Raw genomic sequence first — 15,570 nt, forward strand, 5'->3', positions numbered from 1 at the left:
TCAGACAATTTCCGCGTCATAACCCATGAAAAAATTCGGGTTTTGGGGTAGCAGCAGTATATTTTCAAAATCGACGACGATTGGCCAACATCCCCGCTGCTCAGCCCAAGCGACATACGAGCTCTATCAGAACGAATCCACAAACGCGGTATCGAGACTAGCTGCGAAGATGATGAAAAAGTGGTGAGCCGTGATGGGTTCGAACCATCGACCTACTGATTAAAAGTCAGTTGCTCTACCAACTGAGCTAACGGCCCACTGAGCGCGTATCTAGAAAGCACAGCCCATCTGGTCAACCCCGAAAATCATGTAAATGTGCACAATGTCTGGATTCATTTCGCGCACGCCTCTATATGCGCGAATATGGTGGAGAAAGCTGTAAATACATTGCCGTTCATGAAGATGCATGGGCTGGGCAACGACTTTGTCGTATTTGATGAGCGCGAGAGCGGGCCAATGGTCACGCACGCTCTGGTGATCGCGATGGCAGATCGTCATTGCGGGGTCGGGTATGACCAGCTTGTGGCCGTTCGAAACCACCCCACAGAAGATATCGAACTGATCTTCTGGAACGCAGACGGCAGTATTGCCGGGGCCTGTGGAAATGCCACGCGCTGTATTGCAGGCTGGGAGTTGGCACGCACAGGAAATGTTGTACTGAGCATTCGAACAGAGCGTGGTGTACTAGAAGCGACAGACGTTGGGCACGGCGACATCGAAGTCAACATGGGCCAGCCTATGACGCTTTGGAACGAAGTCCCGCTTACACATGAGATGGACACGTTAGAGCTGCCAATTGAAGGCAAACCGACGGCAACGGGCATGGGTAATCCTCATTGCACATTTTTCGTTGACGATGTGGAGGCGATTGACCTCGGTAGCTTTGGACCAACAATTGAGCATCACCCGCTGTTTCCGCAGCGGACCAATGTTCAGATTGCACAGATCACTGGACCTAACCAAATCCGTATGCGGGTGTGGGAGCGAGGCGTTGGGATTACGCTTGCTTCGGGTTCGTCCTCTTGTGCTGTCGCCGTCGCGGCCGCGCGCAAGGGTCTGGTGAATGGACCAACGACTCTGCATTTGGATGGCGGTGAAATCCGTATCAACATCACTAAGAATGGCGTTTTAATGACAGGGTCTTGGGCGCATGTTTTTGATGGGCAATGGCGGGGCATTCGATGAGCGCGCCGAAGTTCACAACGCTTGGCTGTCGTCTAAACGCCTATGAAACTGAGGCGATGAAAGAGCTTTCGGCAGAGGCTGGTTTGCAAAATGCGGTTGTCGTGAACACATGCGCTGTGACGGCTGAAGCTGTGCGCAAAGCACGTCAGGAAATCCGCAAACTGCGCCGTGAAAACCCGAGTGCACGTTTGATTGTGACAGGGTGTGCTGCGCAAACAGAACCTGAAACATTTACCGCCATGGATGAGGTGGATGCGGTCATCGGCAACACCGAGAAAATGCAGGGCAGTACGTGGCAAGGGCTTGCTGCGGATTTCATTGGAGAGACAGAGGCGGTGCAAGTCGATGACATCATGTCTGTCACCGAAACAGCTGGTCATTTAATTGATGGGTTTGGCACGCGCAGTCGGGCTTATGTGCAGGTCCAAAATGGGTGCGATCATCGCTGCACGTTTTGCATTATTCCTTATGGTCGGGGCAATTCACGCTCTGTCCCTGCGGGGGTTGTTGTTGAACAGATCAAGCGTTTGGTCGGAAAAGGCTATAATGAAGTCGTGCTCACGGGCGTCGATCTGACATCATGGGGCGCGGACTTACCAGCGGAGCCGAAGCTAGGCGATTTGGTCATGCGCATCCTCAAATTGGTGCCCGATTTGCCGCGACTCAGGATCAGCTCGATTGATTCTATCGAGGTGGATGAGAATTTGATGCAAGCCATCGCGACTGAGCCACGCTTGATGCCGCATCTTCATCTGAGCTTGCAGGCTGGCGATGACATGATCCTCAAGCGGATGAAACGCCGCCATTTGCGCGACGATGCGATTGCGTTTTGTGAAGAGGCCAAGCGCCTGCGCCCTGATATGACCTATGGCGCGGATATTATCGCAGGCTTTCCGACTGAAACAGATGCGATGTTTGAAAACTCGCTGAAGCTGGTTGAGGATTGCGATTTGACGTGGCTCCACGTCTTCCCCTTCTCCGCGCGCATCGGCACGCCAGCGGCTAAAATGCCGGCGGTGGATGGTAGGTTAATCAAAGCACGGGCCGCGCAGCTTCGTGCGGCGGGCGAGCGGAAAGTAACAGCCCATCTCGCTCAGCAGATCGGGAAGACGCATCACATCTTGATGGAAAACCCGACGATGGGGCGCACAGAGCAATTTACTGAAGTGAGTTTTGTGGCTGAACAGGTTGAGGGTCAGATCGTGACCGCACCAATCCTTGGTCAAACAGGCACACAACTGACCGCCTAGGGGTACAATTCTTTTTACGAAAAGAATTGCAAAAGTCTCCGCGAAGACTTTTCCTGCGCCCATGCATCCAAATCCGATTTTTCATAAAACCGACGCAGAGCACAGTCTCGCCTTTGCACGCGATCGTAGCTTTGGCACGCTCGCGATGAACGCGGACCCTGTCCCACTTTTCGCGCATATCCCATTTTTGTTAAACGAAGATGCGAGCCATGCTGATCTACATCTTGTCCGCTCCAATCCAATTGCGCGTGCTCTTAAAGCCGCGAACCAGAACGTCAGGCTCGCGGTGACTGCACCCGATAGCTACATCTCGCCTGACTGGTACGGAATCGAGGATCAGGTCCCCACTTGGAACTATGTCGCTGTGCATTTTATCGGTCAGTTAGAGCTGCAACCGCAGGAGCATCTACACGCCTTGCTCGATCGCCAATCTGCGCATTTTGAGAAACAACTGCTGCCCAAATCCCCTTGGAAAAGCAGCAAGATGAGCCAAGGCGTCATGGAAAAGATGATGCGCGCGATTGTGCCTGTGCGGCTCTACATCGAAGATATGCAAAGCACATGGAAACTTGGGCAGAACAAACCCGACGCAGTGCGCCAAAGTGCGGCGCGCCATGTTGCCAAGCACGAAATGGGTGCAGACACATCAACCCTTGCGGATTGGATGCAAACTCCGCCATCCTCGCACGAACCTCATTAAAGGACGCCCCAGATGAAGCTCTTCTACAGCCCCGCCTCACCCTATGCGCGTAAAGTCATGGTTTTGTTGCACGAAACTGATCAACTCAGCGATGTTGAGCTTGTCGAAGGGTCTGGCACCCCATTCGCGCCCAATGCTGAAATCATCCAAAAGAACCCAATGGGCAAGATCCCCGCGCTTGAACGGCCTGACGGTGCGACACTTTATGACAGTCGTGTGATCTGTGCGTTTCTGGACGCGCGCAAAGGTGACAAACTCTATCCAACCGGCACACGCCGTTGGGAAACATTAACCTTAGAGGCCACAGGTGACGGGATCATGGATGCCGCTTTACTGATGACCTATGAAGGTCGACTGCGCCCTCAAGAGTTACAAATGACGACTTTTGTCGATGCGCAATACGGCAAGATCGAACAAGCTTGCGCCGCGCTCAACACACGCTGGATGAGCCATCTGGCCGGGCCTTTGGATATGGGACAAGTCGCTATCGCCTGCGCGCTTGGCTACGTTGATTTCCGCCACGGTCATCGCGAGTGGCGCAAAGGCAATGACGCGCTTGCAAATTGGTTCGCGAACTTCAGCGAACGCGCATCTATGCAGGCGACACTGCCGCCTGCGTCTTAAAAGCTATAGCTCACACCGATGTTGATCGCATTCGTGATGATGTCGGTGTTGAGCGTTCCGCCCCCGACTAGCTTGGCTTTGTTGGACGAATAGGTGAACTGATACTCGCCAAAGAGCGCCCAGTTATCCGTAAGGTCATACTTCATACCCGCTGTCAGACGCGCAGCGGGACCGGTTAGCTGATAGCCCAGCGTTTGATGCCCATTTGCAGATGTCACATCCACATGCGGCAGCGCAAGGCCAAGACCAGCACCCACATAAGGCGTGAAAGACCCAAAGCGATCGTTCCAACGCTTCATCACATTGAGCGTGATAATGTTGTGCCCATCCGTGAATTCCATGCGGTTGAAGCCAATCACGTTGCGCTCTGCTTCTGGCGCGTAGGTTTTGGCGTGCGTTAGCTCCGCTCCGAATCCAAGGTCAGAGCGCTGCCACCACATCACGCGCGCACCGTAATAGGGCGGGGGTGAGAAACTTTTACCTTCCCATCCGATCAAGGCGTTAAATGGCGCGCCTGTACCAGGGTAGGTTCCCGTCACACGGCTGTGTGGCGAGCTTTGCGTTCCACCGTAAAAACTCAGTTCAATTTGTGCACTCGCAGGAGCTGACAGAGCCAGTAAAACCGTCAAGCCGGCGAAGAACGATAGAATCAAACGCATGGAAAACCCTCACAAGGTAGCTTTTAGGGAGAAAATTTAACTTTATCTTGTCATATAGGTGTTTGAAGACCCCCTCAACCGCGACACATCGGCGCTAAATCCATTCCACTGCTTTGCTTGCTGGACGAGGCGCTTTTGTGACGCTAGATACCGCTTCGAACCGGTCGCTAGGATTCCATTTCGGAATCTTCGTGGCCTGACGCGTATTTGCCGCAATGTCATACTGACCAGCGGCCCAGATATGGAGAGAACCTCGTGTCCCACGCAGACGACAACGAAGGCAGCCACGAAGGCACTCGGAGGGATTTCCTCTACTACGCGACAGCAGGTGCTGGCGCAGTAACCGTTGGTGCAGCAGCTTGGCCGCTTGTTAACCAGATGAACCCTTCTGCTGATGTGAGGGCTTTGTCCTCGATTCAGGTTGATATCTCTGGCATCGAGCCTGGCACTCAGTTGACGGTAAAGTGGCTTGGTAAACCTGTATTTATCCGCCGCCGCACTGAAGAAGAAATTGCAGAAGCTCGCGATGTCGACCTTGCAGTTTTAATTGATGGCGAAGCGCGCAACACCAACCTCGGTGAAGCAGACGCATCCGACGAGAATCGCGCGCTTGACGAGACCGGCGAATGGCTCGTGATGATGGGTGTTTGTACGCACCTTGGCTGTGTGCCGCTCGGCGATGGCGCTGGCGATTACAATGGTTGGTTCTGCCCATGCCACGGTTCGCACTACGACACGTCTGGCCGTATCCGCAAAGGACCTGCGCCGACGAACCTTCCGGTTCCGCCAGTCGCCTTTGTCGACGATTCAACAATTAAACTCGGTTAAGGGAGCGCACACATGTCTGGAATTCCTCACGACCATTATGAGCCAAAGTCTAGCGGCGCAAAGTGGGTGCATTCGCGCCTGCCCGTCATCGGCTTGCTCTATGACACGATCATGATCCCCACACCAAAAAACCTGAACTGGATGTGGATCTGGGGCATCATTTTGACATTCTGTCTTGCGATGCAAATCATCACAGGCGTCATCCTTGCGATGCACTACACGCCACATGTTGATATGGCCTTTGCTTCGATCGAACATATCATGCGGAACGTTAACGGTGGCCACATGCTCCGTTATCTTCACATGAATGGAGCATCGCTATTCTTCGTCGCGGTTTACGCGCACATTTTCCGTGGCCTTTACTACGGTTCTTACAAGAGCCCGCGTGAGATCACATGGATCATTGGCATGCTTATCTTCGTTTTGATGATGGGCGCGGGTTTCATGGGATACGTTCTCCCATGGGGTCAGATGTCTTTCTGGGGCGCAACTGTGATTACTGGCCTGTTTGGCGCGATCCCATTCGTGGGTGAAGCAATCCAGACCTTGCTACTTGGCGGCCCTGCCGTTGATAACGCAACGCTGAACCGCTTCTTCTCGCTGCACTATTTGCTGCCGTTCGTGATTGCTGGCCTCGTGATCGTACACATCTGGGCGTTCCACACCACGGGCAACAACAACCCGACAGGTGTTGAAGTTCGCCGCACATCCAAAGCAGATGCGGAGAAAGACACGCTTCCATTCTGGCCTTACTTCGTAATCAAAGACTTGTTCGCGCTTGCGGTTATTCTGGCTGTGTTCTTCGCGATCGTTGGCTTCATGCCGAACTATTTGGGTCACCCGGATAACTACATCGAAGCGAACGCTCTTGCGACGCCTGCACACATTGTTCCTGAGTGGTACTTCTTGCCATTCTACGCCATCTTACGGGCATTCACATCTGAGGTTTGGATCGTAATCTTCTTCGAGTTCATCTCAGGCGGCATTATCGATGCGAAGTTCTTCGGTGTCCTTGCGATGTTTGGTGCGATCATTGTCATGGCTCTTGCGCCTTGGCTCGACACATCATCCGTACGCTCTGGCCGCTACCGCCCGATGTTCAAGTGGTGGTTCTGGATCCTTGTTGCGGACTTCGTCTTCCTCACGTGGCTCGGTGCCATGCCTGCGGAAGAGCCGTACGCGACGCTCTCGTTGATCGCTTCTGCTTACTGGTTCGGTTACTTCCTTGTGATCTTGCCGCTCTTAGGTGTGATCGAGAAACCATTGCCACAGCCTGCCACAATCGAAGAAGACTTTGCCGCTCACTATGGCAAGTCCGACGCGACACCGGCTGAATAAGAAAGGACTGAGGACAATGTTTAAGAAACTCAGCATCGCAGCAATCGCTGCACTGGCCCTCACATCCGGCGCGTTCGCGGCGGGTGGCGGAGATCAAAAGATCGAAAACATCGATTTCTCTTTCGATGGTCCTTTCGGCAAGTTCGATCAAAACCAGCTTCAGCGTGGCCTTCAGGTCTACACAGAAGTTTGCTCTGCATGTCACGGCCTGAAGTATGTGCCCCTCCGCACACTTTCTGACGAAGGTGGACCGCACATGCCAGAAGATCAGGTGCGTGCTTACGCAGCTGAAAACTTCGAAGTGTATGACGAATCTTTGGAAGATTTCCGCGCAGCGACGCCGGTTGATCACTTCCCTGAAAACAATGGCGCAGGCGCACCTGACCTATCTATGATGGCAAAGGCGCGTGCAGGCTTCCACGGCCCTTACGGCACTGGTATCAACCAGTTGCTCAAAGGCATGGGCGGACCTGACTACATCGCGTCCTTGCTCCTCGGCTACACAGGCGAAGAGAAAGAAGAAGCAGGCGTAACGCTGTATGAAAACACTGCTTTCCCGGGCGGCTGGATTTCCATGGCACCACCGCTTTATGGTGAGGATGTCGATTACAACGATGGACACTCCAACGACCTACGCAGTGTTTCAGAAGACGTTTCAGCCTTCTTGATGTGGACAGCGGAACCCAAAATGATGGCGCGCAAGCAAGCCGGTTTTGTCTCTGTGTTCTTCCTAACGATCCTCTCTGTTCTGTTGTATCTCACGAACAAGCGGATCTGGGCACCGATCAAAGGTAAAGGTCGCAAAGAGAGTTAATCTCTTTCGCCTGAACCCGCAAAATTGGCCCTCGTGAGAACACACTCACGGGGGCTTTTTATTTTCCCAAGTAGGCGCGCAATGCTTCGGGTGGATCGCTCAAAAGATCGTCGGTCGCAGTTGGCGCATGTGCAATTCCATCAGCGACCAAAATAGTGCTATCACAAATACGCTTTGCATCCTCGGGATCATGGCTCACCATTAGTAACCCCGCCCCTGTCTCAGCACAAAGATCTGAGACCAAATCAAGCATTTCAATTTTCAAAGCCGGTCCAAGCGCTGCGAAAGGCTCATCAAGCAAAATCATAGGTTTGCTCTGAACCAAAACCCGCGCCAACGCCGCTCGGCTTTGCTGACCACCTGAAAGCTCTGCCGGTTTACGCCCGCCCACGCCTGTCAGACCAACCGCTGTCAAGGCATCATCAACCTTAGCCGCTTCCTCTGAGGACAACCGCAAGGATGGACGAAGCCCCAGCCCAACATTCTGAGCAACACTCATATGTGGAAACAGGTTATTGTCCTGAAACAATACCGAAAAAGGTCGCGCGCTAGGGTCTGTTTTCGTGATGTCCACACCTTGCCAAATCATGTTCCCAACAAAGGGTTTCAGAAACCCGGCAAGTGCCATCAAAAGTGTCGACTTCCCCGCGCCGGATGGGCCAATCACCGCAATACGCGAAGCAGGATCAACATCGCACGAAGCGCGCAATGCGAACGTTCCAACCCGCAGTTCTAGGTCTTTTAACTCAAGCATTTCTGCGTCCCCACATGTCGCATATCCAGAATACGCCAAACGACAAAAGCGCTAACAACAGCGCAGCACCCGCCGCATCATCCATGCGGTATGCACCCATCAAACGATAGATCTGTAAGGGCAAAGTCGCTTCTTGCGTACCTGCGAACAATGCCACGACACCAAGATCACCCATCGACAAAGCTGCCGCCAAGCCGACCGCGAAACCCAGCGGTGCGCGTACGCGCGGCAACACAACCAGCCCTAGCATCACTAACCGAGAAAACCCCAAGCTCTGCGCAAGCTTGCCATAGCTTTCAAATACGTCTTGCACCGCGGGAATCAAAATCCTCAAAGCAAACGGCAATGCCATAACCGCGTTCACGCAAGCGGTCACAACCATCGCCCAATCTTGCGGCGATGCGAATGGAAAAATCACGATGAACAAGCCCGTGCCAATCACCAGCGGTGATGCTGCTATCGCGAGCAATCCAACGCTCTCGACCCACGCAAACCTAACGGCTGTCAGCGCGATCGAAACACTCAAAACAAACGCCAACACGGCTGACATCATAGCAACTTTAAGCGAGAGCCAACCTGAAATCCAAACAGACGACGGAAGGTCCGGCAGGGCCGCAATACCGCGCGTAGCCACCGCGCTCAACGGAACAAGCAAGAAAAGCGACGCACATAAAATCGCTGCAAAGTCACCTATCCGAGCCGCACGAGATTGCCCGTCCCAACGCTGCGCTGCGCGATCCAACCCCTTGCCAAACCCCGCCTGCCCCTTGCTTGCCCATAGTGCAAACAGTGCAGCGGCACCTGCCATAACAAGCTGGACACTGGCCAACATCGCCGCTTTGCCAAGATCAAAATCAAATCGAAACGCCTGATAAATCGCAAGCTCTACGGTCGTCGCGCGAGGGCCTCCACCGAGCGTCAAAGCAACCGCAAAGCTCGACAGACAAATCGCAAAAATGATGGCAAACGCCCCCGGTACTGCGCGTTTCAGCATTGGAAATTCTAGATGCTTTGCCACATCGCGCGCGCTAAATACAAGCTGCGCAGAAAGACGAAACCGTTCAGCCGGGATGCTCGACCACCCTTGCAAAATGATCCGAGTTGCGAGCGGTAGATTGAAAAATACATGAGCGATAACGACCCCATGAAACCCGTAAATCGGAATCGCAGGAAACCCAAACAGATCCAAAAGCTGCGACACCCAACCAGAACGTCCAAAGACCGCAAGCAACCCCATTACAGCGACGATCACGGGCAATAAAAACGGCGCCCCGAGCAAGGTGATCAACAAAGAGCGACCAAAAAACCGTCGTCTGCTCAGCGCTTTTGCAACTGGTATCGCAAACAAGACACTTAGCGCAGCGGACAGCAAAGCCTGAGAAACAGTGAACCTCACCGCTGCCCAATCGCTTGCACCCAAACGTCCAGCCTCGGGTGCGTAGATCGCCACCACGCCCAAAGTCCCAAGGATCAGGGCAGCGACCATCGCCGCCGCCCCAAGCCCAACCCACGGGTTGATCAGTGGGTTTATTTGCTGAGCGCGGTAAGCCATTCAGCCAATGCTGCATCACGGATCGCAGGGGCGTCTGCCGCTGGAACGAGCAACGATTTAATGGGTGTCACGAGCGTCTCGAAACCCGTTGGTAAACCCGCTTCAGGCGTTACTGCTGGATACATCCAATTGGTCGTCGGGATGATCGTTTGGAACGCTTCACCTACCATGAATGCGAGGAATTGATCCGCCAGCTCTGGCTGATCCGACGAGGCCAACTTGCCTGCAACTTCAACCTGCAAATAGTGGCCTTCATCAAACGCAGCGGCCGCAAAACCTGCATCTTCCTCCGCGATCAAGTGATAAGCAGGCGACGTCGTATAGGACAACGCCATGTCCGCTTCACCCTCTAGAAACAGGCCATACGCCTCTGACCAGCCTTTGGTCACTGTCACGATATTGTCCGACAGGCTTTCCCAAACCATAGGTGCTTCGTCGCCATAAGCGGCTTTCACCCACATAAGCAAACCAAGGCCGGGCGTAGACGAGCGCGGGTCTTGAATGACGATCTTCAAGTCACTCTCGCCCAGCGCTTTCAAGCTCGTCGGCGCTTCGACACCAGTCCTATGCACGAACGCGAAGTAGCCCCAGTCATAGGGCACAAAATTCGCATCATCCCACGCAATCGGTAGACTGTACTCCGCACTCACAGAATGAGGCGCGAACAACTCTGTCTCCATAGCCGCCGCCGTCAGATTGGTATCCAATCCAAGGACAACATCCGCATCCGTGCGCGCGCCTTCAAGCTTGATACGCGCAAGCAAAGCCGCCCCATCACCGGCACCCACGAACTTCAAATCACAGGCGCATTCCGCCTCAAACGCTGTTTCCACCGCAGGGCCGGGGCCCCAGTCGGAAACAAAGCTGTCGTATGTGTAAACTACCAATTCAGGCGTCTCTGCCGCAGCCATACTCGCTGCAAAAACACCCGCAATACATCCAAGATACTTCATCGCATCCTCCAAAAAAATGTAGGCGGACGGTTGGATAGGGTTGGATAAAATGGTCCAGACCTTCCCTCCGCCGGTCCTAACCGGTTCAGGTTCTACGGGTCACGCTTTCGCGTATCTCAGCCAGATTGGCCCCCCGAGGTAACACTTAGGTAGGACGCACCCAGCACCTTGTCCAGCGAAATCCCTTGAGAGCGGCGCGCAGCCTCGGTAACAGGGGGCAAAGGAGCCTTACCATGAGCTTAAACACATTCGGTCATCTCTTCCGCGTTACCACTTGGGGCGAAAGCCACGGGCCTGCTTTAGGCGCGACTGTGGATGGTTGTCCTCCGAATGTCGCAATTGACGAGGCGGATATTCAACACTGGCTCGACAAACGCAAACCGGGCACATCAAAGTACACCACCCAACGGCGCGAAGCGGACGCCGTCAAAATCCTCTCCGGCACGTTCGAGGGGAAAACGACAGGCACACCTGTGCAGTTGATGATCGAAAACACCGATCAGCGCTCCAAAGATTACGGCGATATCATCGAAAAATTCCGCCCGGGCCATGCAGACATCACCTACTATCAGAAATACGGAAACCGCGATTATCGCGGTGGTGGTCGTTCTTCCGCGCGCGAAACTGCTGCACGCGTTGCTGCTGGTGGCCTCGCTCGCGCGGCGCTCAATACACTCGCGCCTCAAGTCGAAATCACAGGCTACATGACCCGTATGGGTGCACATGAGATTGATCGCGCGAACTTCGATTGGGCGCAGATCGAGCAAAATCCATTCTGGACACCTGACGCGAAAGCCGCCGAAACATGGGCTGACTACCTAGATGGCTTGCGCAAGTCTGGCAGCTCTGTCGGTGCCATCATCGAAGTCACGGCGCGCGGTGTTCCTGCAGGTCTTGGCGCACCTGTTTACGGCAAACTCGACACCGATCTGGCTGCTGCCATGATGAGCATCAACGCCGTCAAAGGCGTCGAAATTGGCGAAGGCATGTCCGCTGCGATGCTTACAGGTGAGCTGAATGCAGATGAAATCACGATGGGACCAAGCGGCCCTGAATATAGCTCCAACCACTCCGGCGGTATCCTTGGCGGTATTTCCACAGGTCAGGACATTGTGATCCGTTTCGCTGTGAAACCGACCAGCTCCATCCTTACGACCCGCAAGACCATCACAAAGTCCGGCGAAGACACAGAAATTATCACCAAGGGCCGCCACGACCCCTGCGTTGGCATCCGCGCTGTTCCCGTTGGCGAGGCGATGATGGCCTGTGTGATCCTCGATCACTTACTCTTGCACCGTGGGCAAATCGGCAAGAACCAAGGTGTCATCGGAGCTTAACGCGCCTCTTCCTCTCTTCCTAAATATCCCGGGAGAGCGCGAGAGGGCTGGCCCTCTCGCATTTGTCCGATTGCTTTAGCAATTGGAAAACGCATCCCGCGCATACCCTTGCAAATAGAGTAACGCCGTCAGATCCCCAAAATTCACCCGCACATCACACTGCGCAGCAACAGACGGCTTCGCATGCAACGCCACGCCTGTCCCCGCGCGCTTTAGCATACCAAGATCATTAGCACCGTCCCCAACCGCCAGTACATCGCTCTCAGAAATCCCCAAACGCGCCGTAATCTCTTCCAACGCATCCACCTTTGCTTGCTTGCCAAGGATTGGCATTCCGACATCTCCGGTGAGCAAACCATCCTTTGCAATCAGTGTATTTGCACGGTTTTCGTCAAAACCCAGCTTCTCGGCAATCGCTCCCGTAAACGCTGTAAAGCCACCTGACACCAATGCCGCATAAGCCCCATTCACCTTCATCGTCGCGATCAATTCCGAACCGCCCGGCATCAACGTGATCCGCTTGTCCAACACCTCATTGATCACACTCTCTGGCAAGCCTTTCAGGAGGCCAACGCGCTCGCGCAAAGCACCATCAAAATCCAACTCACCATTCATCGCAGCCGCCGTAATCGCCGCGACCCTGTCACCGACGCCAGCTTCAGCGGCTAGTTCGTCAATGCATTCTTGCTGGATCATTGTGCTGTCCATGTCTGCAAGGAGCATCATCTTGCGGCGCCCCTCTTCAGGCTGAACAATCAGATCGACACCGAGAGTTTGCAGATCACTCCATACCTCCCAGCGGTTGTCTGGAATCTCAGCAACAGCAAACTCTGAAGCCTCACCTGCGGCGAGCCACTTCACATCAGCACCGCCCCAAGCATTCTTTAGCGAATCGATCAATTCAACAGTCACAGAATTTGTGCCACGGGCTCCAATCAAGCTCACTATCTGGGTCATCAATTTTCCAATCGCTAAAATTCTTGCCGTATTTGGCAGGTCAAGTGGCGCAATAGCGACGTTTTTTCCATTGCGCTACCCCGAGCACGCGCCTATCAGCGTCAGTGGGACACCCTTCCCCAACGAAGGGTCCAAGTCATTTTTATATTTCCTTTTATTTACAGTTACTTGATTGCTCGACGTGTTAGCCTTGTGTCTATTTTGTGCCAAAAAACACATCTGTGACGGTCGGATCGTCCATCGCATGGGCATAGAATTTCATAACTGTTCCAACGTCTTTCCAGCCACCGCGTACAGCGACAGTCTTAGGGTCAATACCTGCTTGAAGCATTGAAGTCGCAAAACCGTGGCGGCAACAGTGGGGTGACAGTTTTTCGATGCCCGCGCGCTCAATGACATTGTTCCAGACCTGTCCCACACTTTCACCAGAAGCATATTGAAACACCAGACTGTCGGGTTTTCGATTTGAAGGAATGTTTGCAAGAGCCGCGATGACTGGCGGCGACAGGTGCGCGACGCGTTGGTCATCGATTTTGGTTTGATTGATGACCGCCCTCTTCTGAAAAAGCTCGACGTCGCCCCAGGTCAACGCACATGCTTCACCACGTCGTGCTCCCGTGCCGAACATAAAAAGGCACAACGCTGCCAAATGGTGTAAATTATCTTGAACCGCTTGCTCGGCAAAAGCTTCCACCCATCCTCGTGTTGCAGGGATCTTTCTCTTGGTATTGACTTTGAACCGCTTCACCCTGATCCGTGCGCACCATTCCAAATCCGCTGCGTAATTGATGATCGCCTGCGCAGGTACGATGCCTTGACGGTTCAAAGTGGCGTTAGCAGCGCCGGGATACAGCTTGCGGGCCATTTGGCGGATAGCCTCGCCTGTGATCTTCGGGACAAGCGTGTCCATCCAATAGTCCTCAACACGATCAAGAAATCGGTCGGCACACACAGCCTGCCTGTAAGCTATTGCCGCTTGGGCAAACGTTAGTGTTGCGCCCGGTCCATCAAGATGACTTTGCCACGCCTTTGCTTCGATCTCTGCTGCGATTCTTTCCGCGATCCTTTTGTCCGCTGTTCCCGTAGGGCCTCGTAATCGCCTACCGGCAACTGTGCCCCGGTAGCTATAGAGCTTATTCCGCTTGAAGACTTTGAGTGGCATTCCATTGCCTCCATAAACGCGACCACGTGATGATCTAGCATAATGACCTTCTGGCCAATTTTGCAAAAGCAACCAAGTTCGCGGACGGTGTCACACACGAACCGAGGTGACGCATTAAGGCGTTTCGCAAGTGCCCTTTGCGTCGTAAACGTTGGGACAATATCATTCATCGCCCGTCTCATTGCCTTGGCTCGGCTCGACCATATTTCGTGCGATGTATTCTTGGATAGCGTTATGAGGCAGCAAGAAGTTGGCTCCGTTTTTCAAGAATCGAATACTTCTGGTCGATATCAATTTCCTGATACGCTTCTCTGGCCAACCAGTCTCAGCCGCCAATTGCCTGGGGGTAAGCAGGGAACAATCGTCCATAGTTCTTTCCTTTTTATCAAATAGCGGTATGATTAGACAGAATACGTCACATAAGGTAACGTAAGTACGAATATGGGAACATTTGTCCGAATGTCAACTGTATTGATCGGGATTGGCCAAAGGATGCTCAGCGTGCGCAGCCAATTGGGCTACCCTCAAAGCAAGGTCGCCGCGATACTTGGGATCGCCGACAAGTCCTATAAAAATTATGAACTTGAAAAAAGGGAGTTGCCGCTCTTGATCGCAGTAAAATTCTGCGAAGAGTTCGACAAGAACCTCATATGGTTGGTCTATGGAAATTCTGTCCCAGACAGTGAGCAATCAGCTCGCTTGGCCGGGGAAACCGCACAGGCAGTTTTTGAACACGCTGATGCGAACGACAAATCCTTTTCCAGCGCAGAAATCCAAAAGTTCACCCGATACATTTTTGAGCAATCCCTCTCAAAGGGCACATCGCCGCGAAGCGAGGCAAAGCTGTTCTTTTCAGCCATTGGATAAGGCGAACAACTCGATGAAGCACCTGAAAGACCCAAACACGCCGATCAATAAATTCGCCAACTCCTTGCGCTTGATGGGCATCCTGCTTCTGGTTGCTAGCAGCATAGGATTCATCTCGTATCGCTCGGAGACAGGCAACTTCTGGGACGTTTACACACTCTTTCTGCTACACCTTGCCGTCGCAGGAGCCATCCTTGCATTTGTTGGCGAAAGACTCTGGAAGATCCTCATCAGGAACAGCGACGTTTCACGCCGCAAATTCTATTTCTATGATGAAGAATGATTGGCGGAATTAATTGGTGGCAAAGCCTCAACCCCGCCTCTTATCAGCTGGCTATTTACACCCATAGCTGACCTTGGAGCAAAATGCGGCGAAGGTGTCAAAAGAGCCCATTGTGTGAATTTGGTTTTCTCGCTGCATGCGCTCGCAGCGTCGAAAATGCTGCGTCAGCGTAAAGTTCGGTGCTGCGGCGCGGCGGGAGAACCAGCCATTCATGAAGATTGTAGTAAAACTCATAAGTTGAACTCACAGAGTGCGGATGGGGTGGATGGCTCCTGCATCAATCGGCGTCGCAATGCGCCATAGTGCA

General features: G+C 53.4%; 16 protein-coding genes, 1 tRNA gene and 1 riboswitch. Of the genes, 10 read left to right on the forward strand and 7 right to left on the reverse strand.

Annotated elements, in window-relative coordinates:
* Nucleotides 1-181 precede the first annotated feature (181 nt).
* Nucleotides 182-257 (reverse strand) — tRNA-Lys (locus PFRI_RS19425).
* Nucleotides 258-363: 106 nt separating this feature from the next.
* Here PFRI_RS19425 and dapF point away from each other — a divergent pair.
* The 4 genes from dapF to PFRI_RS19445 all read left to right on the forward strand — a co-directional run bounded on the left by dapF (nt 364) and on the right by PFRI_RS19445 (nt 3,759).
* Nucleotides 364-1,185, forward strand: coding sequence for a diaminopimelate epimerase (dapF, locus tag PFRI_RS19430; protein WP_072632360.1), 822 nt, complete (start codon nt 364-366; stop codon nt 1,183-1,185).
* A complete protein-coding gene (gene mtaB / locus PFRI_RS19435) occupies nt 1,182-2,435 on the forward strand; it encodes a tRNA (N(6)-L-threonylcarbamoyladenosine(37)-C(2))-methylthiotransferase MtaB (protein ID WP_072632375.1) in 1,254 nt (417 codons plus the stop codon). The genes dapF and mtaB overlap by 4 nt, the downstream gene beginning before the upstream one ends.
* A gap of 61 nt (nt 2,436-2,496) precedes the next feature.
* Nucleotides 2,497-3,135 carry an FMN-binding negative transcriptional regulator gene (locus PFRI_RS19440; protein ID WP_072632361.1) on the forward strand — a complete coding sequence of 213 codons (639 nt, stop codon included), beginning with the start codon at nt 2,497-2,499 and terminating at the stop codon, nt 3,133-3,135.
* A 12-nt stretch (nt 3,136-3,147) separates the two neighbouring features.
* Complete coding sequence (locus PFRI_RS19445) at nt 3,148-3,759, forward strand: glutathione S-transferase (RefSeq protein WP_072632362.1); 612 nt, start codon at nt 3,148-3,150, stop codon at nt 3,757-3,759.
* Here the strand turns inward: PFRI_RS19445 and PFRI_RS19450 are convergent.
* Nucleotides 3,756-4,418, reverse strand: a complete 663-nt coding sequence (locus PFRI_RS19450; protein WP_072632363.1) for an outer membrane protein — start codon at nt 4,416-4,418, stop codon at nt 3,756-3,758. The genes PFRI_RS19445 and PFRI_RS19450 overlap by 4 nt on opposite strands.
* Nucleotides 4,419-4,673: 255 nt before the next feature.
* Between PFRI_RS19450 and petA the strand changes: the two genes are divergently transcribed.
* The 3 genes from petA to PFRI_RS19465 are packed head-to-tail and all read left to right on the forward strand — an operon-like array spanning nt 4,674 to nt 7,398.
* Entirely contained in the window at nt 4,674-5,246 is a 573-nt protein-coding gene (gene petA / locus PFRI_RS19455; protein ID WP_072632364.1) for a ubiquinol-cytochrome c reductase iron-sulfur subunit, read from the forward strand.
* 12 nt (nt 5,247-5,258) lie between these two features.
* Entirely contained in the window at nt 5,259-6,584 is a 1,326-nt protein-coding gene (gene petB / locus PFRI_RS19460; RefSeq protein WP_072632365.1) for a cytochrome b, read from the forward strand.
* 16 nt (nt 6,585-6,600) lie between these two features.
* Nucleotides 6,601-7,398, forward strand: coding sequence for a cytochrome c1 (locus PFRI_RS19465; RefSeq protein WP_072632366.1), 798 nt, complete (start codon nt 6,601-6,603; stop codon nt 7,396-7,398).
* Between the two features lie 58 nt (nt 7,399-7,456).
* Here PFRI_RS19465 and PFRI_RS19470 read toward each other — a convergent pair whose 3' ends face one another.
* The 3 genes from PFRI_RS19470 to thiB are packed head-to-tail and all read right to left on the reverse strand — an operon-like array spanning nt 7,457 to nt 10,657.
* The gene (locus tag PFRI_RS19470; RefSeq protein ID WP_072632367.1) at nt 7,457-8,152 is read right to left on the reverse strand and encodes a thiamine ABC transporter ATP-binding protein; all 696 of its coding nucleotides are present in this window, start codon (nt 8,150-8,152) and stop codon (nt 7,457-7,459) included.
* On the reverse strand, nt 8,145-9,704 hold the full coding sequence (locus PFRI_RS19475) for a thiamine/thiamine pyrophosphate ABC transporter permease ThiP (protein ID WP_072632368.1): 1,560 nt from the start codon (nt 9,702-9,704) through the stop codon (nt 8,145-8,147). The genes PFRI_RS19470 and PFRI_RS19475 overlap by 8 nt, the downstream gene beginning before the upstream one ends.
* On the reverse strand, nt 9,680-10,657 hold the full coding sequence (gene thiB / locus PFRI_RS19480; protein WP_072632376.1) for a thiamine ABC transporter substrate binding subunit: 978 nt from the start codon (nt 10,655-10,657) through the stop codon (nt 9,680-9,682). Before thiB ends, PFRI_RS19475 begins: the two co-directional genes overlap by 25 nt.
* 45 nt (nt 10,658-10,702) lie before the next feature.
* Nucleotides 10,703-10,803, reverse strand: a riboswitch (TPP riboswitch).
* 87 nt (nt 10,804-10,890) lie between these two features.
* On the opposite strand from thiB, the gene aroC reads away from it, so the two are divergent.
* On the forward strand, nt 10,891-11,994 hold the full coding sequence (gene aroC, locus PFRI_RS19485) for a chorismate synthase (protein ID WP_072632369.1): 1,104 nt from the start codon (nt 10,891-10,893) through the stop codon (nt 11,992-11,994).
* 75 nt (nt 11,995-12,069) lie between these two features.
* On the opposite strand, the gene serB is transcribed toward aroC, so the two are convergent.
* Nucleotides 12,070-12,951, reverse strand: coding sequence for a phosphoserine phosphatase SerB (gene serB, locus PFRI_RS19490; protein WP_072632370.1), 882 nt, complete (start codon nt 12,949-12,951; stop codon nt 12,070-12,072).
* A gap of 196 nt (nt 12,952-13,147) precedes the next feature.
* The gene (locus PFRI_RS19495) at nt 13,148-14,113 is read right to left on the reverse strand and encodes a tyrosine-type recombinase/integrase (protein WP_072632371.1); all 966 of its coding nucleotides are present in this window, start codon (nt 14,111-14,113) and stop codon (nt 13,148-13,150) included.
* A gap of 492 nt (nt 14,114-14,605) precedes the next feature.
* On the opposite strand from PFRI_RS19495, the gene PFRI_RS19505 reads away from it, so the two are divergent.
* Both PFRI_RS19505 and PFRI_RS19510 read left to right on the forward strand, forming a co-directional pair.
* Entirely contained in the window at nt 14,606-14,980 is a 375-nt protein-coding gene (locus PFRI_RS19505; RefSeq protein ID WP_139292153.1) for a helix-turn-helix transcriptional regulator, read from the forward strand.
* A gap of 13 nt (nt 14,981-14,993) precedes the next feature.
* Nucleotides 14,994-15,263 carry a hypothetical protein gene (locus tag PFRI_RS19510; RefSeq protein ID WP_072632374.1) on the forward strand — a complete coding sequence of 90 codons (270 nt, stop codon included), beginning with the start codon at nt 14,994-14,996 and terminating at the stop codon, nt 15,261-15,263.
* The last annotated feature ends 307 nt before the right edge of the window (nt 15,264-15,570 follow it).

It is taken from the genome of Planktotalea frisia (assembly GCF_001890925.1).
GTDB lineage: Bacteria > Pseudomonadota > Alphaproteobacteria > Rhodobacterales > Rhodobacteraceae > Planktotalea > Planktotalea frisia.